Source organism: Halomonas elongata (genome assembly GCF_029081005.1).
Classification (GTDB): Bacteria; Pseudomonadota; Gammaproteobacteria; order Pseudomonadales; family Halomonadaceae; genus Halomonas; species Halomonas elongata_B.
On the sequence record NZ_JAJQTQ010000029.1, the window covers coordinates 1 to 17,137 of the forward strand.

Consider the following 17,137-nt stretch of genomic DNA (forward strand, 5'->3'; position numbering starts at 1 on the left):
TCGAAGCTCGAAGCTCGAAGCTCGAAGCTCGAAGCTCGAAGCTCGAAGCTCGAAGCTCGAAGCTCGAAGCTCGAAGCGCAACTGAACACAGGAGAACTCAGCATGGCGGTGGGCGAGGCGCATTTCCCGGCAATGCCCCGGATCGAAGGGCTGCGGCTGGGCACGGCGATGTCCGGCATCAAGACGGCGAATCGCCGTGATCTGGTGGTGATCGAGGTGCCGGAAGGTGCCTCGGTATCCGGCACCTTCACGCGCAACGCCTTTTGTGCGGCGCCGGTGACGGTGGCGCGTGATCACCTGGCGGCCTGCGCCACTCGCGGGGCGGCGCCGCGTTATCTAGTGATCAACACCGGCAATGCCAATGCCGGCACCGGGGAGATCGGTCTGCGCGATGCCCGGACCACCTGCTCGGAGCTGGCCGGTCTGGTCGATGTGGAGTCGACGTCGGTACTGCCGTTTTCCACCGGCGTCATCGGCGAGACGCTGCCCATGGAGCGGCTGCTGGCGGGGCTTCCCGAGGCGTTGCGGGCCCTGGATGATGGCCCCGAGGGCTGGAGTGCGGCAGGAGAGGGGATCCTCACCACTGATACCCGCTCCAAGGGAGCCAGTGTCACGGTGTCTCTGGGTGACGAGACCGTCACCATCAACGGCATCAGCAAGGGCTCGGGCATGATCAAGCCCAATATGGCGACCATGCTGGGCTTCGTGGCCACCGATGCCGCCATTCCGCCGGCCGTGCTGGATGAGGTGCTGCGCGAGGCGGTGGCGCACTCCTTCAATTGCATCACCGTGGATGGTGATACTTCCACCAATGATGCCTGCATGCTGATCGCGACGGGCCGTGGTGCGGCGGTGAACGATGCGCATCGCCTGGCCGCGTTCCGCGATGGCCTGCAGCAGGTGATGAACGAACTGGCCCAGGCCATCGTGCGCGATGGCGAGGGCGCGACCAAGTTCGTCACCCTCCAGGTGGATGGTGCCGTGACCCGCGACGAGGCACTGGATGTCGCCTTCACGGTGGCGCACTCGCCGCTGGTCAAGACGGCGCTGGCCGCCAGTGATGCCAATTGGGGACGGATTCTCGCCGCCGTCGGGCGGGCCCCGGTGGCGGATTTCGATGTATCCCGGGTGACCATCGACCTCGGTGGTGTACGTCTGGTCGAACAGGGCGGTCGCGCTCCGGGTTATACCGAAGAGGCCGGCAGCGAGGCCATGGCCCGGGAGGAAATTGGTATTCGCATCGATCTGGGACGCGGGGATCGCGGTGCCACCGTGTGGACCACGGACCTGACGCGGGAATACGTCGCCATCAACGCCGACTACCGAAGCTGAGCAGGCGGGCGACAGCGTCCGCGAGTCGATAGCCCCATAGCAATCCCCGTCGCATGCGGCGGGAACGTTGGAAAGGTAAATGAACGCAATGGTGAAAAGAAGGGTGCATGTGGCGGCTGCCGCCATCATCAGCGCCGACGGCCGTGAGGTATTGCTCGCTCGGCGTCCGTCCAATGTGGATCAAGGCGGCCTCTGGGAGTTTCCCGGTGGCAAGCTGGCACCCTACGAGACCGGCCTGGAAGCGCTGAAGCGCGAGCTGCACGAGGAACTGGGCGTGGAGATCCGTCGTGCCCAGCCGCTGATCCGTATCCATCATGAGTACGCCGACAAGCATGTGCTGCTCGATGTATGGCAGGTGCATGATTTTGCAGGCGAACCTTTCGGGCGCGAAGGGCAGGCGGTGCGTTGGGTGCCCATGGAGGAGTTGCATGGCTATCCGTTCCCCGCCGCCAACCTGCCGATCCTGCGCGCGGTGATGCTGCCCACTGAGTATCTGATCAGCGACGAGGAGGAGGACGAGGACGTTTTCCTGGAGCGTCTGGAGCGCGCCATGCGCGAGGACGATGTGCGACTGGTGCAATTGCGCGCCAAGACGCTGGATGAAGACGCCTATGTGGCCAGGGCCGAGAAGGCATTGGCCTTGTGCCGACGCTTCGAGGCACGCCTGATGCTCAACGGTGAACCTGGCCTGCTCGAGCGAGTGGACGCCGATGGCATCCATCTGACCAGCGAGCGGCTGATGAGCCTGGAGCGTCGTCCGATCAGCGAGGAGAAGTGGCTTGCGGCGTCCACGCATGACCACGAGCAACTGGCCCAGGCGCGTCGGATCGGCTGCGATTTCGTCACGCTCTCGCCGTTGCGCACGACGCCATCGCACCCCCAGGTGGCGCCGATCGGCTGGCACGATTTTCAGCAGCTCGTCGAGCATGCCGGCATGCCGGTCTTCGCGCTGGGCGGCATGACACGCCACGATGCCAATCACGCCCGGGCCGTCGGGGCCCAGGGCATCGCCTCGATCCGCGATTTCTGGAAGTGACCGGCAACCGGGCTTCGCCCGGCCCGGCTTCGCCGGGAGCTGTAAGCGTTAAGCTGTAAGCTTTAAGAAAACCCGGCCGGGCTTCGCCCGGAGCTGGAAGATCGTCCGCTTCGCGGCCGTAAGCTTGAAGCTGGAAGCAAACCACTTTGACTCAGGGGCTGGAGGGCACATGCTGACTTCCAGCTTCCAGCTTCCAGCTTCCAGCTTCCAGCTTCCAGCTTCCAGCTTCCAGCTTATGGCTTACGGCTACGCGCGCAGCGCGTAACGTAGCTAGTCCCGGTAGCGTCGGGCCAGATCACCATAGGCGTCGATACGCCGGTCGCGGAAGAAGGGCCAGATGCGTCGTGTCTGCTCGCCACGCGCCAGGTCCAGGGTCACCAGCAGGCGCTCGGACTGCTCGCCGCCATGGGCCAGGAGTTCTCCCTGGGGGCCGCAGATGAAGCTGCCGCCCCAGAAGTCGATGCCTGGACCGACGCCGGAAGGATCGGCTTCGTGGCCGACCCGGTTGGCCACGATCACCGGCAGGCCATTGGCCACGGCATGGCTGCGCTGGATCAGTGTCCAGGCGTCCTTCTGGCGGGCCTTTTCGTCATCATCGTCCGGTGGGTGCCAGCCGATGGCGGTGGGGTAGAGCAGCAATTCGGCGCCGGCCATGGCCATCAGGCGGGCGGCCTCCGGATACCACTGATCCCAGCATACCAGCACACCGAGTCGTCCCACCGAGGTGTCGATGGGGGTAAACCCCTGGCCTCGATCCGCGTCGTGGTCCCCGGGCGTGAAATAGAATTTTTCGTGGAAGCCCGGGTCATCGGGGATATGCATCTTGCGGTAGTGCCCTACTCGGCCACGCTGGCCGTCATAGACCACGGCGGTGTTGTGGTAGACCCCCGGCGCGCGACGTTCGAACACGGACCCCATCAGCACGATGTCGAGCTCCGCTGCCACTGCCGCCAGGCGTTGCCCGGTGGGGCCATCCAAGGGCTCGGCCAGGTCGAACAGCTCGGGGTCCTCGTACTGGCAGAAGTAATGGGTGGCATGCAGCTCCTGGAGCACCACCAGTTCGGCGCCGGCCGCGGCGAGCTCGCGTATGCCGGTTTCGCTTTCGTCGAGGCTCCGGGACTTGTCGGGCCAGGCGGGCTGCTGAACCAGGCCGACCTTGAGGGTGCGTGTCATGAGCCTTCTCCTGCGCGGTGACGGTTGAGGGTGCCGCGTGGCAGTTGCATGGCAAGGCAGTGCAGGCTGCCATGTTGGCGGATCAGCGTGGAAGCGTCGATGGGCAGGATGTCGCGGTCCGGAAACGCCTCGGCGAGTGCCGTCAGGGCGGTCGTGTCGGCGGCATCGCCGTAGATCGGCACCAGTACCGCGCCATTGATGATCAGGAAGTTGGCGTAGGTGGCGGGCAGTCGATGGCCGTCTTCGGGGTCGAGGCACGGCGCCGGCCAGGGGAGCGCGATCAGCCGGTAGGGCGAGCCGTCGGCGCGACGCAAGGCGCGAAGCTCGTTTTCCATGGCCGTGAGCTCGGGGTAATGGGGATCGCTCGGGTCATCGCAGTGCACATAGGCGATGGTGGCAGGGTCGCAGAAGCGTGCCAGGGTATCCACGTGACTGTCGGTATCGTCGCCTTCCAGGTGGCCATGACGTAGCCAGAGCACCCGGTCGATGCCGAGATTCTCGGACAGGTGCGCCTCGATGTCCCGGCGTCCGAGGCCCGGATTGCGATTGTCGTTGAGCAGGCAGGCCTCGGTGGTCAACAGGCCGCCTTCGCCATCGGTGTCGATGGCGCCGCCTTCCAGGACCAGCTGGCGAGATTGCAGCGGGCAGGCATAGGCGCCGAGGGCATGGAGGCATCGAGTCAGTCCGTCGTCGCGAGAGGCCTCGAACTTGCCGCCCCAGCCGGTGAACACATGATCCAGCAACAGAGGGGCGCCATCTCGCTCGACGGTCAAGGGACCATGGTCGCGGGTCCAGGTGTCATCGGCCTCGGCGACCATCAGGTACAGGCGATCGTCGGGGATGCCGAGCCGGGCGAAACGGTCGGCCAGCCGGTCCCGGGCGATGGTGTCGGGCACGGCGATCAGCACCGCCTGATAGCGGGCAATGGCCGTCACCAGACGCTCGAGAGTCGCTTCGAGACGTTCCAGCAAGGGTGCCCAGTCGCTGCCGGGACCGGGCCAGGTCAGTTGCACGGCGTCCTGGGGCGCCCATTCGGGCAACAGGCGGTTGGCCATGGGGCGGGCCTCATGAGGTGTGGAAATGCGCGAATGTAGGCCGGCGACACCGATGATGCAAGGATCGCGCAAATGCATGGTCGGGTCGATGCAGCCGGGTCCAAAAAGCCTTACCATGAGCGCCCGCCGACAAGGAACGCTGATATGCTGGATCGTCTGCCACTACTGATCGGGTTGCGCTATGTTCGCGCCAAGCGGCGTAACCACTTCATCTCCTTCATTTCCCTGACCTCCATGCTGGGCCTGACACTGGGCGTGGCAGTGTTGATCCTGGTGCTTTCCGTGATGAACGGCTTCGACCGGGAGCTGCGGACTCGCATACTGGGCATGGTGCCCCACACCCAGATCGAGAAGCCCTCGGGCATGACCGAGTGGGAGTCACTCGCCGAGCGTTTGACCCAGCGCGAGCATGTCATCGGGGCGGCGCCCTATATCGAGCAGCAAGGCATGTTCTCGGTGGACGGGCGTAACCACGGTGCCATGGTCAACGGTATCAAGCCCGACTGGGAACGTCGCGTGTCGATCGTCGACGAGCACATGACACAGGGGAGCCTCGACGATCTGGTCCCGGGGGAGTGGAACGTCGTGCTGGGCTCGACGCTGGCGCGTCAGCTCGGGGTCGGCGTGGGTGACAACGTGACGCTGCTGGTACCCGAGGCCTCGATCACGCCGGCCGGCGTCTTCCCCAGGCTCAAGCGCTTCACGGTCAGCGGCACCTTCAGTGTCGGTGCCGACCTGGATGCCAACCTGGCTTACGCCAATATCGAGGACATGCAGACCCTGGCGCGGATGGGGAATGCCGTCGGGGGGCTGCGTCTGGAGCTCGATGATCTGTTCATGGCCGGCAGCGTGACCCAGTCGATCATCGATGACCTGGGGTCGGGATATCGGGGCCTCGACTGGACCTATACCCGAGGCAACCTCTTCCAGGCCATCCAGATGGAGAAGCGCATGATCGCGCTGCTGCTCACCGTGATCATCGCGGTCGCGGCCTTCAATATCGTCTCCACCCTGGTGATGGTGGTCACCGACAAGCATGCCGATATCGCTATACTGCGCACCATCGGCGCCACGCCACGCTCGATCATGGGTATCTTCATGGTCCAGGGGATGGCGATCGGCGTGATCGGTATCCTGATCGGGGTGGGGCTGGGCGTTCTGCTGGCCCTGACCGTGTCCGACATCATCGCCTTCGTCGAATCGACCTTCGGCGTTCACTTTCTCGACGCCGGGGTCTATTTCATCAGTGAGCTGCCCTCGCAACTGCTGTGGTCCGATGTCGGCAACATCGTGCTGGCGGCCTTCGTCCTGACCTTCCTGTCGACGCTTTATCCGGCCTGGCGCGCCGCCAAGGTCCAACCCGCGGAGGTGCTGCGCTATGAGTGATATGGCCATGACTCGAGACACGGTGGCGGGCGAGGTGATGCTGGCATGCCGCGAACTGACGCGCACCTATCGCGAGGGGCCGCGAGACCTCACCGTACTGGATGCACTGGAACTCGATGTGCGGGCCGGCGAGCGCGTCGCCGTGGTGGGCAGTTCGGGGTCGGGCAAGACGACCCTGCTCAACCTGCTGGGCGGGCTGGATCGGCCCAGCCATGGCGAGGTACGTGTTGCCGGCGAGGTGCTGCACACCATGGGCGATGCGACCCTCGGTCGCTTCCGCAACCGCCATATCGGCTTCGTCTATCAGTTCCACCACCTGCTTGCCGAATTCACGGCCCTGGAGAATGCCGCCTTGCCGCTGATCGTTCGCGGTCAGCGCAAGCGTGAGGCCGAGAAACGGGCCATGGAGATCCTGGCGCGGGTCGGCATGCGCGAGCGGGCCGCCCATAAACCCGGGGAACTGTCCGGCGGGGAACGTCAGCGGGTGGCCATCGCCAGAGCCCTGGTGACCGATCCGAGCCTGGTGCTGATGGATGAGCCCACCGGCAATCTCGATCAATCGACGGCGGCGAGCATCCTGGCGCTGATGGACGAACTGTCCGAGACGGCGGCGTGTGCCTTCGTCATCGTGACCCATGATCCGGGCCTGGCCGCGCACCAGGATCGTGTCCTGCGTCTGGATGGCGGTCGTCTGACCGACGACGCCTCCCCCGACTGATCCTGTCCTTCAGGAGCGGCCCGTCCGTCGGCCGCTCCATCCGCCGGAGGTGCCGCTGCCGTGCGGCGCGGCGCTTCCAGCTGCGCACCACCTGCCAACGCCACAGCAGTCGAATGATCAGGCTGCCGGCGATGCCGCAGACCATCGCTGCCGCCAGTGAGCCGAGCGCCAGGGCCGGCAGGATGTCGAGCATCTGCTCGGCGATCCAGCGCGTCGACAGGCGATCCGGCGCTGCCCGTACCGGGCCGTCCAGCAGCCAGGCGCCGATTCGGTAGTTGCCGTAGAAGATCAGCGGCATGGTCAGCGGATTGGTGATCCAGACCAGACCCACGGATAGCGGCAGGTTGGCGCGCATCAGCCAGGCACCCAGTGCCGCCAGGGCCATCTGGAAGGGGATCGGCAGCAGGGCGCAGAACAGCCCCACGAAGAAGGCATTGGCCACGCTGCGCCGGGATAGCACCCATAGTGAGGGATTGCCGATCAATTGGCCCATGAAGCGCAGCGAGCGTTGGCGCCTGAGCGTATCGGGATGTGGCAGGTAGCGCTGCAGGAGTCGGCGCGGCATGAGATAGGCTCGCGGCTTCGAAACAAGGGCTATTATCCATACAAGCCATGTGTCTCGCCACGCCACTCTGGTGGACGATGCGATTCATGTGGATGTCGTGGGCCTATCAGGGATGACGGGATGAGACAGGGATGGGCCATCCCCCTGGCGCTCGCTACCCTGGCGGGCGTATCGATGGGGGCCTTCGCCACGACGGCGTTGCTGCAGGGGCTGGGGGCCATCGGCCTCTGGTGCCTGGTGTGGCGTCGCCGGCGTGAGAGCCTGCTGGTGGCGGTGATGATGCTCGTTGTCGTGCGCGTACTGCTGGTGGCCGGCGGTGAACTGGCGCCGGGCCTGAGCCGCCAGGATGTGCGTCTCGACGCGCGAGTGCTCGATGTTTCGCGCCAGGCGGGGGTGGCACGTCTCGATCTGTCGGTCGACGCTTGCCGGCCGCTGGCAGCCGGGCTGCCTCCTTGTGATCATCTTTCCCGAGCACGACTGAGCGTCTACCAGGGGCCTGATATCCAGGCGGGGGAGCGCTGGCGATTGACGGCCCGCCTGCGGCCGCCTTCGGGGTTCGCCAACCCGGGGACCTTCGACTATCGCGGTTGGCTCTGGCGCGAGGGCATCCAGGCCACCGGCTATCTGCGTCAGTCGCCAGCGGCACGACGACTGTCCGAGGCCGATGCCTCGGTGCGCGGGCTGGCCCTGACACATCTCGATGCTCAAGCGCTGGCGCCACGGGCTGCACGTTGGCTGGCGGCCTTGACCCTGGGGGCGGAACGGCGACTCGAGACGTCGGACTGGGAACTGCTCAATGCCAGCGGCACCACGCACCTGGTGGTGATCTCCGGCCTGCATATCGGCCTGGTGGCCACCTTCGCACTGGGAATGTCGCGCCTGCTGGCCCGTGGCCTGGCACCGGGGCGCTGGCGCATGGCGATCTGGCCCTGGTGGCTCGCCGGCATGACGGCCACCGGCTATGCCGTCCTGGCGGGCCTCGAGGCGCCGGCATTGCGCGCCCTGGTCATGACGCTGGTCGGGCTCTGGGTCGCCAGCGGTCGTCACGCACCGGGGACCTGGCAGGCCTGGTGGCTGGCACTGGCACTGGTCCTGCTGCTCGACCCCCTGTCCGCCTGGCGGCCGGGATTGTGGCTTTCCTTTCTCGCCGTGGCGTTGTTGATCCTGATCTGGCAGGGAAGGGCGAGGCCTCGAGGCGTACGAGGCTGGTGTCTGGCCCTGGTACGTACCCAGTGGCTGCTGGCACCGGTCATGGCGGCGGCCGTGCTGCTGGCGTTCGGACGGCTCGCGCCGGCCGCGCCACTGGTCAACCTGGTCGCCGTGCCGCTGGTCAGTGGTCTGATGGTGCCCCTGGGACTGGCAGGCTGGTTGCTGGCCTGGGTGCCGGCGCTCTCGATGGCCTGCTGGAGCCTGTTTGCCGTCTTGACCCGAGGCCTGGCCGCCACTCTGGAAACCGCCGTGACGATCTTGCCCCTCTGGCAACCGGCACCTGAACAGCGCTGGCCTCTGGCCATCGGCCTGGGGCTTGTCGGTGCACTCTGGGCCTTGCCGGGCCTGGACCGATGCTGGCGAGTGGTCGGAACCCTGTTGCTGGCGATCGGTGGCGTCGGGCTATCGGTCGCCGAGCCCGCTCGGGGCACGCTCTGGGCGCGGGTGTACGATGTCGGTCAGGGACAGCTGGTGGAGCTGCGCACCGCCGATTATCGCGTCCTGGTGGATACCGGGCCGCGTTTCGGCTCCGGCTTCATGCCGCTCGAGACGCTCTGGGCACCCGGTCAGGCTTTCGACGAGGTCATCGTCAGTCATGGCGACCAGGACCATGCCGGTGGCCTGGCGGCCCTCGACGCCGAGCACATCGTCGATCGTTACCTGGCGCCATCGGGCGAGGCCTTGCCGATCACGGCTGACCCTTGCCGAGCGGGGCGGACCTGGGAACGCGATGGCGTCGAGTTCCGTTTCCTCTGGCCGCCGCCAGGGGCCGAGGGATTGTCCGACAATGACCGTTCCTGCGTCCTGCTGGCCACCGCCGGGGCCCATCGGTTGTTGATACCCGGTGACGTCGGGCGACGGGTGGAGCGCAGCTTCATGGGGGACCTGGCGGGATCGGTCACGGTACTGGTGGCGGGGCACCATGGCAGCCGTACCAGTTCCGGGCCTTATCTGGTGCGTCGGCTGATGCCCGAAGCGGTCATCTTCAGTGCCGCACGCGACAGTCGCTTCGGTCATCCTGCCTCCGAGGTGGTGCGGCGTTTCCGGAATGCCGGTACCTGCCTGTGGAGTACCGCCCATGACGGCGCTCTGACATTGACACTGGGCGGGCGTGACGACCCGCACATCGTCACCGAGCGCCCCTTGTCCTGGCGGTCCGGCGGTGTCGGCCGGGGCTGCCTTGCGTTAGAATCCCCTGCAACGCTGCCGGGCTTGCCCGCACCGCCATCCACCGAAGCGGAGACACCGTGATCGAACATTCCGGCTGGGCTCTCTACAAGCGTCTGCTGGGTTACGTCAGGCCGCACTGGCGAGCCTTCGCCCTGGCCATCGTGGGCTATCTGCTTTACGCAGCCTCGAGCACGGCGCTGGCCGAAATGATGAAACGGCTGATCGACGGTATCCAGGATCCGGATGCCGCCTTTCGGCTATGGCTCCCCCTGTTCGTGGTGGGCATGTTCGCCTTTCGTGGGCTGGGAACCTTCCTCGGCACCTATTTCATGAGCCATGTGGCACGCAACCTGGTGCATGCGCTGCGCTGCGACGTCTTCAATCACATGCTGCACCTGCCCGGGCGTTTCTTCGATGCGCATTCCTCAGGCCATCTGATCTCGCGGGTCACCTACCATGTGGAGCAGGTGACCGGCGCCGCGACCAAGGCGATCACCATTCTGCTGCGCGAAGGGCTCTTCGTGCTCGGCCTGATCGCCTATCTGTTGTGGACCAACTGGATGCTGACGCTGCTGTTCCTCGCCGTGACACCGATCATCGGCGGTGTGGTCAGTTACGCCAGCAAGCGTTTTCGGCGCATCTCGCAGCGTATCCAGCGCTCCATGGGGGATGTGACCCATGTGGCGTCCGAGGCGCTGTCCGGTTATCGGGTGGTACGCACCCACGGTGCCGAGTCCTACGAGAAGGCGCGCTTCGCCGAGGCCAGCGAGGTCAACCGTCGCCAGAGCATGAAGGAGGCCCTGACCAAGGCCACCAGCACGCCGATCATCCAGCTGCTGGTGGCCTTCGCCCTGGCGGCACTGGTGTGGTTGGCCATGTCGCCGGCGTTGATGGCGGACATGACCCCCGGCGAGTTCGTGGCCTTCATCACCGCCGCTTCCCTGATGGCCAAGCCGGTACGCCAGCTCACCGAGATCAATGCCACCGTTCAGAAGGGGATCGCCGCGGCCGGTGAGCTGTTCGGCCTGCTCGAGGAGGAACCCGAGGAGGACTCGGGCGATCGGGAACCGGGACGCCTGGAAGGGCACGTTCGTTTCGAGGGCGTGCGTTTCGCCTATGGCGATGATCAGCCCGAGGTGCTCAAGGGCATCGATCTGGAGGTGTCAGCGGGCGAGATGGTCGCCATCGTCGGTCGGTCGGGCAGCGGCAAGTCGACCCTGATGGGCCTGTTGCCACGCTTCTACCGTCCCACGGCGGGGCGTATCCTGATCGATGACATCCCCCTCGATACCTATCGACTGGCGCCGTTGCGACGGTGTATCGCCCTGGTATCCCAGCAGGTCACGCTGTTCAACGCGAGTATCGCCGACAATATCGCCTATGGCGTTGAGCGTGCCGACCCAGATGCCATCGAGGCCGCCGCCCGCGCCGCCCATGCCCACGAGTTCATCGAGGACCTGACGGAAGGCTATGACACCGTGGTGGGGGAGAATGGTGTCATGTTGTCGGGCGGTCAGCGCCAACGCCTGGCCATTGCCCGGGCGATCTACAAGGATGCGCCGCTGCTGGTCCTTGATGAGGCCACCTCGGCATTGGATAGCGAGTCGGAGCGCTACATCCAGGCAGCCCTGGAAGAGGTATGTCGCGATCGCACCACCTTCGTCATCGCGCATCGCCTGTCGACCATCGAGCGTGCCGACCGCATCCTGGTGATGGAAGCCGGCGAGATCGTCGAGCAGGGCAGTCATGCCGAGCTGCTGTCCCGGGACGGCGCCTACGCGGCCCTGCATCGTCTGCAGTTTCGGGAGAGCGAGCCGGCATGACCTCGTTCGCCGAGCGCTGGCTGGAAGCGGCCTATGGCAGCGAACGCTGGCTCATGGTGCTGCGTCCGCTGGAAATGCTCTATCGCCGCGTGATGCGCCGCCGGGCGCAAGCCTATGCCGATGGGCGGCGAGCGGTATGGCGTGCGCCGGTGCCGGTGATCGTGGTGGGCAACATTACTCTCGGGGGAACCGGCAAGTCGCCGCTGGTGGCCTGGCTGGCGCGCCATCTCGGCGAGGCGGGATGGACGCCGGGGATCCTGTCGCGGGGCTATGGCGGCCGGTCCGACCGGTATCCCCTGTATCTCGAGGCGGACACCCCGGTCGCGGAGAGCGGTGACGAGCCGCGCATGCTGGCCGATCAGACCGGTTGTCCCGTGGTGGTCGACCCGGATCGTCCCCGGGGCGGGCGTCGTTTGCTGGAGGCGGGATGCGACATCCTGATCAGCGACGACGGCCTTCAGCATCTGGCGCTGGGCCGTGACCTGGAAATCGTCGTGGTCGATGGCCACCGTGGCCTGGGCAACGGGCACTGCCTGCCGGCCGGTCCCTTGCGCGAGCCCGTCGAGCGTCTCTCCACCGTGGATGCGGTGATGATCAACGGTCGGATGCATCGGCAGACGCTGGCGTCCGGCCATGCCATGTACCTGGCGCCCGTCGCCTGGCGTGCCCTGGAGGATGGGCGTCGACGGAGCCTGTCGCCGCCCCCCTTCGCCGGGCCGGTGCACGCTCTGGCCGGGATCGGTCGGCCGGCGCGCTTCTTCGAGACCCTGCGTGAGCTCGGTGTCGAGTTCGAGGCGCATGCCTTCGGCGATCACCACCGTTTCAGCGCCGCCGATCTGGCTTTCGACGACGACCGGCCGGTGGTGATGACCGCCAAGGATGCGGTCAAGTGCCGGGGACTGATCACCGAGGCCTGGAGCCTGGATGTGGAAGCGGCGCCCGAACCGGCCTTCGTCGACTGGCTGGACACGCGCCTGGCGAGGTCATGAACCCCCGTGCCATGCTCTGAAATGGCCGACGAAATCGCTCATGGAGGCGACGACATGGACAAGGAACTGCTGGCGATGCTGGTATGCCCGCTGTGCAAGGGCAAGCTGAAATACGACCGCGAGGCCGGCGAACTGCTGTGCCGTTACGACGGCCTGGCGTACCCCGTGCGCGACGATATTCCTGTCATGCTGCCCGATGAGGCCAGACAGATGGATGTCGACGAGAAACTGCCGGCGTCTCCCGGACGCGATGGTGGGGCCTGAGGGGGAAGCATGCAGGATTTCATTGCCGTGATTCCGTCGCGCTTCGCCTCCACGCGCCTGCCGGGCAAGCCGTTGCTGGATATCGCCGGGGAGCCGATGGTCGCTCATGTCTGGCGTCGGGCGCGGGACAGTGCCGCCGCCCGGGTGGTGGTGGCCACCGATGACGAGCGCATCCGTGGCGCGTTCGACGGGCGGGATGCCGAGGTAGTGATGACTCGGGACGATCACCCTTCGGGAACCGATCGACTGGCCGAGGTCGCCGAGCGGCTGGCACTGCCCGACGATGCCGTGCTGGTGAATGTTCAGGGCGACGAACCCCTGATTCCGCCGGCCCTGATCGACCAGGTGGCCATGCGGCTGTTCGACGATCCCGGCGCCTCCATCGCCACGCTTGCCGAGCCGATCACCGATGTCGAGACGCTGTTCAACCCCAATGCCGTGAAGGTGGTGCGCGGAGGCTCGGGGAGGGCGCTCTACTTCTCGCGGGCGCCCATCCCTTGGAATAGAGAGGCCTGGGATAGAGACGCCTTCGCCGAGCCTCCCGAACTGCTCCGGACCGATGCCTGGCTGAGGCATATCGGCATCTATGCCTATCGCGCGAGCTTTCTCGCCGAATACCGTGACTGGGCGCCGTCGCCCCTGGAACAGCTCGAACAGCTCGAGCAGTTGAGGGCCCTGCATCATGGCCATGCCATTCAGGTCGGCTTGGCCCGGGAACCTCATCCGCCCGGTGTGGATACGGCCGAGGACCTCGAGCGAGTACGTGAGTGGCTGCGTGGCCAGGGAGGGGAAGCATGATCCGGGTACTCTTCGTCTGCCTCGGCAATATCTGCCGCTCGCCCACTGCCGAAGGCATGTTTCGTCGGATGCTCGACGAGGCCGGCCTGGCCGATCGCGTCGAGATCGATTCCTGCGGGGTCGGCCCCTGGCATGTCGGGGAGGCGCCCGATCCGCGTGCCCGCAAGGCGGCGTCGCGTCGTGGCCTGGATATCGGTGGGCTACGCGGGCGGCAGCTCGAGGCGGCCGATTTCGAACGCTTCGACTATCTGCTGGCCATGGACGAGGACAATCTCGCCGCCCTGCAGGCTCGGTGCCCAGCGGACTGCCGGGCGCATATCGGGCTGTTCCTGGCGTTTGCCGGCCTACCCGACACGCCGGTCCCCGACCCCTACTTCGGCGGGGAGCGAGGATTCGAGGACATGATGGACCTGCTGGAAACCGCCTCTCGGGGCCTGCTGGACAGTATACGAGAGCGCCTGGAGACGTCATCTTGAGCCTGGATGTCAGGCGCGATCACGACCTTTCCCGCCTCAATACCCTGGGGCTGCCGTGTCGTGTCGAGCGCTTCGTTGCCCCTGCGTCGCCGGAACAACTGGCGGAGGTACTGGCGCTGGCCGAGCGGCAGCAATGCCGGCCGCTGCTGCTTGGTGGCGGAAGCAACGTGATCCTGCCGGCGACCCTGTCGGGCCTGGTCATCCAGCCGGCGATGGCGGACTGGTGGCTGGAAGAGCGTGAGCGGGAGGTACTGGTGCATGTCGAGGCCGGTGTGGTGTGGCATGACCTGGTGATGGCGCTGGCACGCCGCGGCCTGTGGGGCGTCGAGAATCTGGCGTTGATTCCCGGCCACTGCGGGGCGGCGCCGATCCAGAACATCGGGGCCTATGGCGTGGAACTCCACGAGGTGCTGGAAAGTGTTCGCGTGGTATCGCTTGAGGATGGACGCGAGACGACGATGACGCCCGATGAGTGCGCCTTCGGCTATCGCGACAGCATCTTCAAGCGTGAACTGGCCGGGCGAGTGGCGATCACCGGGCTGGTCCTGCGGCTGTCACGCCATGCGGCGCCGCGCCTGGATTACGGGGACCTATCGCAACGCGTCTCCGCGACGCCTTCATCACTCGAGGTCGCCGAGGCCGTCAGCGCCGTGCGACGCGAGAAACTGCCGAATCCGGCCCGGCTCGGCAATGCCGGGAGCTTCTTCAAGAACCCCGTCGTTTCGCCCGAACACGCCTCGTCGCTGCATGCCGAGTATCCGGACATGCCGCAATTCCCCCAGGCCGTCGGGGTCAAGCTGGCGGCGGGCTGGTTGATCGATCGATGCGGTCTGAAAGGATGGCGGCATGGGCATTTCGGTGTCCATGACCGACAGGCCCTGGTGCTGGTGCACCATGGCGGGGGGACCGCCGAGGAGCTGCTGGAGGTGGCCGCCGAGGTGGCCGAACGGGTACAGAGCACCTTTGGCGTTTCCCTCGAACGAGAGCCACGTCTGCTGGGAGAAGCGGACACGGGAAAATGACGGCATGTCCCGGCAGCCGTCGCCCGGCTCAGGTACGGAACATCGATCGTGACCGGGTACTCGGGCCAGGACCCACTCATGGCCGTCGCTTGCCGGCTCGAGCCCCCCGCGGCCATGCCTATCTCTTCTACCGTCGCTCTCCCGTCTCCCCATGCTGGAGGGTCAAGAAGTCCTCCTCCTCGATGTGTTCGTCCAGAAAATCCAGGAAGGCACGCACGGCGGGCAGCAGGCCTCGGCGCGAGGGAAATACCGCATGCAGGATGCCGCCTCGGGGTTCCCAGCCGGGCAGGACGTCGATCAGGTCATGCCTGGCCAGGTCGCGGTGGCCGACCAACATGGCCAGCTTGACGACGCCGTGTCCTGCCAGGGCGGCCTGGTGCAGCGTCTCGGCGCTGTCCGTGACCAGGCGTGGGTGATGGTGAATCTGGGCCGTGGCGCCCTCCGGACCGACCAGGTCCCAGACATGCTGCTTGTCGTATTGCGCAAAATCCAGGCTGGGTAGAGCCCGGAGATCGGCCGGCGTTTCGGGAACGGGGTAGCGTTCGATGAGACTCGGGGCCGCCATCAGTCGTTGAGGGCTTCTGGCCAGCACTTTCATGGTCAGGTCGCTATCCTCCAGGGGAGGGAAGCGTATCCTGATTGCCAGATCGAAGCCTTCCTTGATCACATCGACTCGCCGGCTGGTAGCCTCCACCTGCACATTGACGTGCGGGCAATGGCTCATGAAGCGGACCAGCAACGGGGTAATCAGATAGTGCAATACGCTCGGTGAGCAACTGAGCTTCACTGTGCCCCGTGGTTGTGCATGGTTGCGCTCGATCAGTTCCTCGGCGGCCTCGGCCTCCACCAGCATCGCGACACAGTGCCGGTAATAGGCCTGTCCCAGATCGGTGACGGAGAAGCGTCGTGTCGAACGGTTGATCAGCCGCGTCGACAGGCGCTCCTCGAGCTGGATGATGCGACGGCTGAGCTTCGACTTTGGAATTCCGAGCGCCCGGCCGGCAGGGGCGAAACCGCCGTGATCCACGACCTGGACAAAGTAATAGAGATCGTTGAGGTCTTGCATCTTGTCGTCCTATAATTGGGACGGTCATTCCCGAAAAAGCCGTCTAGATGGATCTTCGTTCTTGAAATAGCCTTCTGGTCATCGAGGCTCCATGCCTCCTTCACCAAACAGGAGTCCGACGATGAAGAAGATCCAGGGTGTATACGGCGCTCCCCGAGGACACTGGGTCGGAGACGGCTTTCCCGTGCGCTCCTTGTTCACCTATGACCGCATGGGAGCACAGCATCTCAGTCCATTTCTGCTGCTCGACCATGCGGGGCCCCATACGTTTCAGCCAGGCACGACGCCGCGGGGTGTGGGGGCGCATCCCCACCGTGGATTTGAAACCGTTACGCTCGTCTACGAAGGGGAACTCGAGCATCGGGATTCTTCGGGCGGCGGCGGTCGCATCGGCAAGGGGGATGTCCAATGGATGACGGCCGGTGCCGGAATCGTCCACGAGGAGTTCCACTCGCAGGCCTTTACCGAAAGCGGCGGTCTGCTCGAGATGGTGCAGTTATGGGTCAACCTGCCAGCCCGCCACAAGGATGCGCCTCCAGCTTATCAAACCCTTCTCGAGGCGGATATTCCTCGCGTGCCGCTGGAGGGGAAGAGCGGAGAGGTGCGTGTCGTGGCCGGCGACTATGCTGGGCATCAGGGACCGGCCAGGACGTTCACGGCGATCAACATGTGGGACATTCGGCTTGTTGCCGGCGGGGATGCGGCAATGTCCGTGCCCGATGGCCACACGACCCTGCTGGTCGTGCTGGACGGTACCGTGCTCGTCAACGGCGACACGGTCGTGCGCGATGAGGCCGTGGCGGTCTTTGAGCGGCGTGGCGAGGCGTTGCACCTCGAGGCCAACAACGATGCCAGGTTGCTGCTGCTGAGCGGTGAACCCATCGACGAGCCCGTCGTGGGACACGGCCCCTTCGTCATGACCTCCGCGGAGGAAATTCATCGGGCCTTCAGAGAATTTCAGGACGGTCGGTATGGCGTCCTGAGCGACTAGCGGCTCGGCCGCTGGTGTGTTGCCCGGTAGCCGATGGGGTTACCGGGATTTCCAGCCGCAAGAG

16 protein-coding genes are annotated in these 17,137 nt (G+C 65.8%); 12 read left to right on the plus strand and 4 right to left on the minus strand.

Features of this window, described 5'->3' with window-relative positions:
- Positions 1 to 102 precede the first annotated feature (102 nt).
- Together argJ and LU493_RS16550 are read left to right on the plus strand one after the other, a co-directional pair.
- Positions 103 to 1,332, plus strand: a complete 1,230-nt coding sequence (argJ, locus tag LU493_RS16545) for a bifunctional glutamate N-acetyltransferase/amino-acid acetyltransferase ArgJ (RefSeq protein WP_275288909.1) — start codon at positions 103 to 105, stop codon at positions 1,330 to 1,332.
- An 88-nt stretch (positions 1,333 to 1,420) separates the two neighbouring features.
- The gene (locus LU493_RS16550; RefSeq protein ID WP_275288950.1) at positions 1,421 to 2,368 is read left to right on the plus strand and encodes a Nudix family hydrolase; all 948 of its coding nucleotides are present in this window, start codon (positions 1,421 to 1,423) and stop codon (positions 2,366 to 2,368) included.
- A gap of 270 nt (positions 2,369 to 2,638) precedes the next feature.
- On the opposite strand, the gene LU493_RS16555 is transcribed toward LU493_RS16550, so the two are convergent.
- Both LU493_RS16555 and LU493_RS16560 read right to left on the minus strand, forming a co-directional pair.
- The gene (locus LU493_RS16555; RefSeq protein WP_275288910.1) at positions 2,639 to 3,541 is read right to left on the minus strand and encodes a carbon-nitrogen hydrolase; all 903 of its coding nucleotides are present in this window, start codon (positions 3,539 to 3,541) and stop codon (positions 2,639 to 2,641) included.
- The gene (locus LU493_RS16560) at positions 3,538 to 4,596 is read right to left on the minus strand and encodes an agmatine deiminase family protein (RefSeq protein ID WP_275288911.1); all 1,059 of its coding nucleotides are present in this window, start codon (positions 4,594 to 4,596) and stop codon (positions 3,538 to 3,540) included. The genes LU493_RS16555 and LU493_RS16560 overlap by 4 nt, the downstream gene beginning before the upstream one ends.
- A 144-nt stretch (positions 4,597 to 4,740) precedes the next feature.
- Here LU493_RS16560 and LU493_RS16565 point away from each other — a divergent pair, with 144 nt between their 5' ends.
- Both LU493_RS16565 and LU493_RS16570 read left to right on the plus strand, forming a co-directional pair.
- Complete coding sequence (locus LU493_RS16565) at positions 4,741 to 5,982, plus strand: lipoprotein-releasing ABC transporter permease subunit (RefSeq protein ID WP_275288912.1); 1,242 nt, start codon at positions 4,741 to 4,743, stop codon at positions 5,980 to 5,982.
- Entirely contained in the window at positions 5,975 to 6,700 is a 726-nt protein-coding gene (locus LU493_RS16570; RefSeq protein WP_275288913.1) for an ABC transporter ATP-binding protein, read from the plus strand. Before LU493_RS16565 ends, LU493_RS16570 begins: the two co-directional genes overlap by 8 nt.
- Here the strand turns inward: LU493_RS16570 and LU493_RS16575 are convergent.
- The gene (locus LU493_RS16575) at positions 6,606 to 7,265 is read right to left on the minus strand and encodes a DUF2062 domain-containing protein (RefSeq protein WP_275288914.1); all 660 of its coding nucleotides are present in this window, start codon (positions 7,263 to 7,265) and stop codon (positions 6,606 to 6,608) included. The two genes, LU493_RS16570 and LU493_RS16575, sit on opposite strands and share 95 nt — an antisense overlap.
- A gap of 120 nt (positions 7,266 to 7,385) precedes the next feature.
- Here LU493_RS16575 and LU493_RS16580 point away from each other — a divergent pair, with 120 nt between their 5' ends.
- From LU493_RS16580 to murB, 7 genes are read left to right on the plus strand one after another with little or no spacing between them, the layout of a single operon-like run.
- Positions 7,386 to 9,725, plus strand: a complete 2,340-nt coding sequence (locus tag LU493_RS16580; protein WP_275288915.1) for a DNA internalization-related competence protein ComEC/Rec2 — start codon at positions 7,386 to 7,388, stop codon at positions 9,723 to 9,725.
- A complete protein-coding gene (gene msbA, locus LU493_RS16585; RefSeq protein ID WP_275288951.1) occupies positions 9,725 to 11,467 on the plus strand; it encodes a lipid A export permease/ATP-binding protein MsbA in 1,743 nt (580 codons plus the stop codon). Before LU493_RS16580 ends, msbA begins: the two co-directional genes overlap by 1 nt.
- The gene (lpxK, locus tag LU493_RS16590) at positions 11,464 to 12,456 is read left to right on the plus strand and encodes a tetraacyldisaccharide 4'-kinase (protein ID WP_275288916.1); all 993 of its coding nucleotides are present in this window, start codon (positions 11,464 to 11,466) and stop codon (positions 12,454 to 12,456) included. The genes msbA and lpxK overlap by 4 nt, the downstream gene beginning before the upstream one ends.
- Before the next feature lie 54 nt (positions 12,457 to 12,510).
- The gene (locus LU493_RS16595) at positions 12,511 to 12,720 is read left to right on the plus strand and encodes a Trm112 family protein (protein WP_275288917.1); all 210 of its coding nucleotides are present in this window, start codon (positions 12,511 to 12,513) and stop codon (positions 12,718 to 12,720) included.
- A 9-nt stretch (positions 12,721 to 12,729) separates the two neighbouring features.
- Complete coding sequence (kdsB, locus tag LU493_RS16600; RefSeq protein WP_275288918.1) at positions 12,730 to 13,518, plus strand: 3-deoxy-manno-octulosonate cytidylyltransferase; 789 nt, start codon at positions 12,730 to 12,732, stop codon at positions 13,516 to 13,518.
- Entirely contained in the window at positions 13,515 to 13,994 is a 480-nt protein-coding gene (locus LU493_RS16605; protein WP_275288919.1) for a low molecular weight protein-tyrosine-phosphatase, read from the plus strand. Before kdsB ends, LU493_RS16605 begins: the two co-directional genes overlap by 4 nt.
- The gene (gene murB / locus LU493_RS16610) at positions 13,991 to 15,016 is read left to right on the plus strand and encodes a UDP-N-acetylmuramate dehydrogenase (RefSeq protein WP_275288920.1); all 1,026 of its coding nucleotides are present in this window, start codon (positions 13,991 to 13,993) and stop codon (positions 15,014 to 15,016) included. The genes LU493_RS16605 and murB overlap by 4 nt, the downstream gene beginning before the upstream one ends.
- A gap of 127 nt (positions 15,017 to 15,143) precedes the next feature.
- Here the strand turns inward: murB and LU493_RS16615 are convergent, their stop codons facing one another.
- Positions 15,144 to 16,082 (minus strand): LysR substrate-binding domain-containing protein, encoded by a 939-nt coding sequence (locus tag LU493_RS16615; protein ID WP_275288921.1) that lies wholly within the window; start codon positions 16,080 to 16,082, stop codon positions 15,144 to 15,146.
- 121 nt (positions 16,083 to 16,203) lie between these two features.
- On the opposite strand from LU493_RS16615, the gene LU493_RS16620 reads away from it, so the two are divergent.
- Positions 16,204 to 17,073 (plus strand): pirin family protein, encoded by an 870-nt coding sequence (locus LU493_RS16620; RefSeq protein WP_275288922.1) that lies wholly within the window; start codon positions 16,204 to 16,206, stop codon positions 17,071 to 17,073.
- Positions 17,074 to 17,137 lie beyond the last annotated feature (64 nt).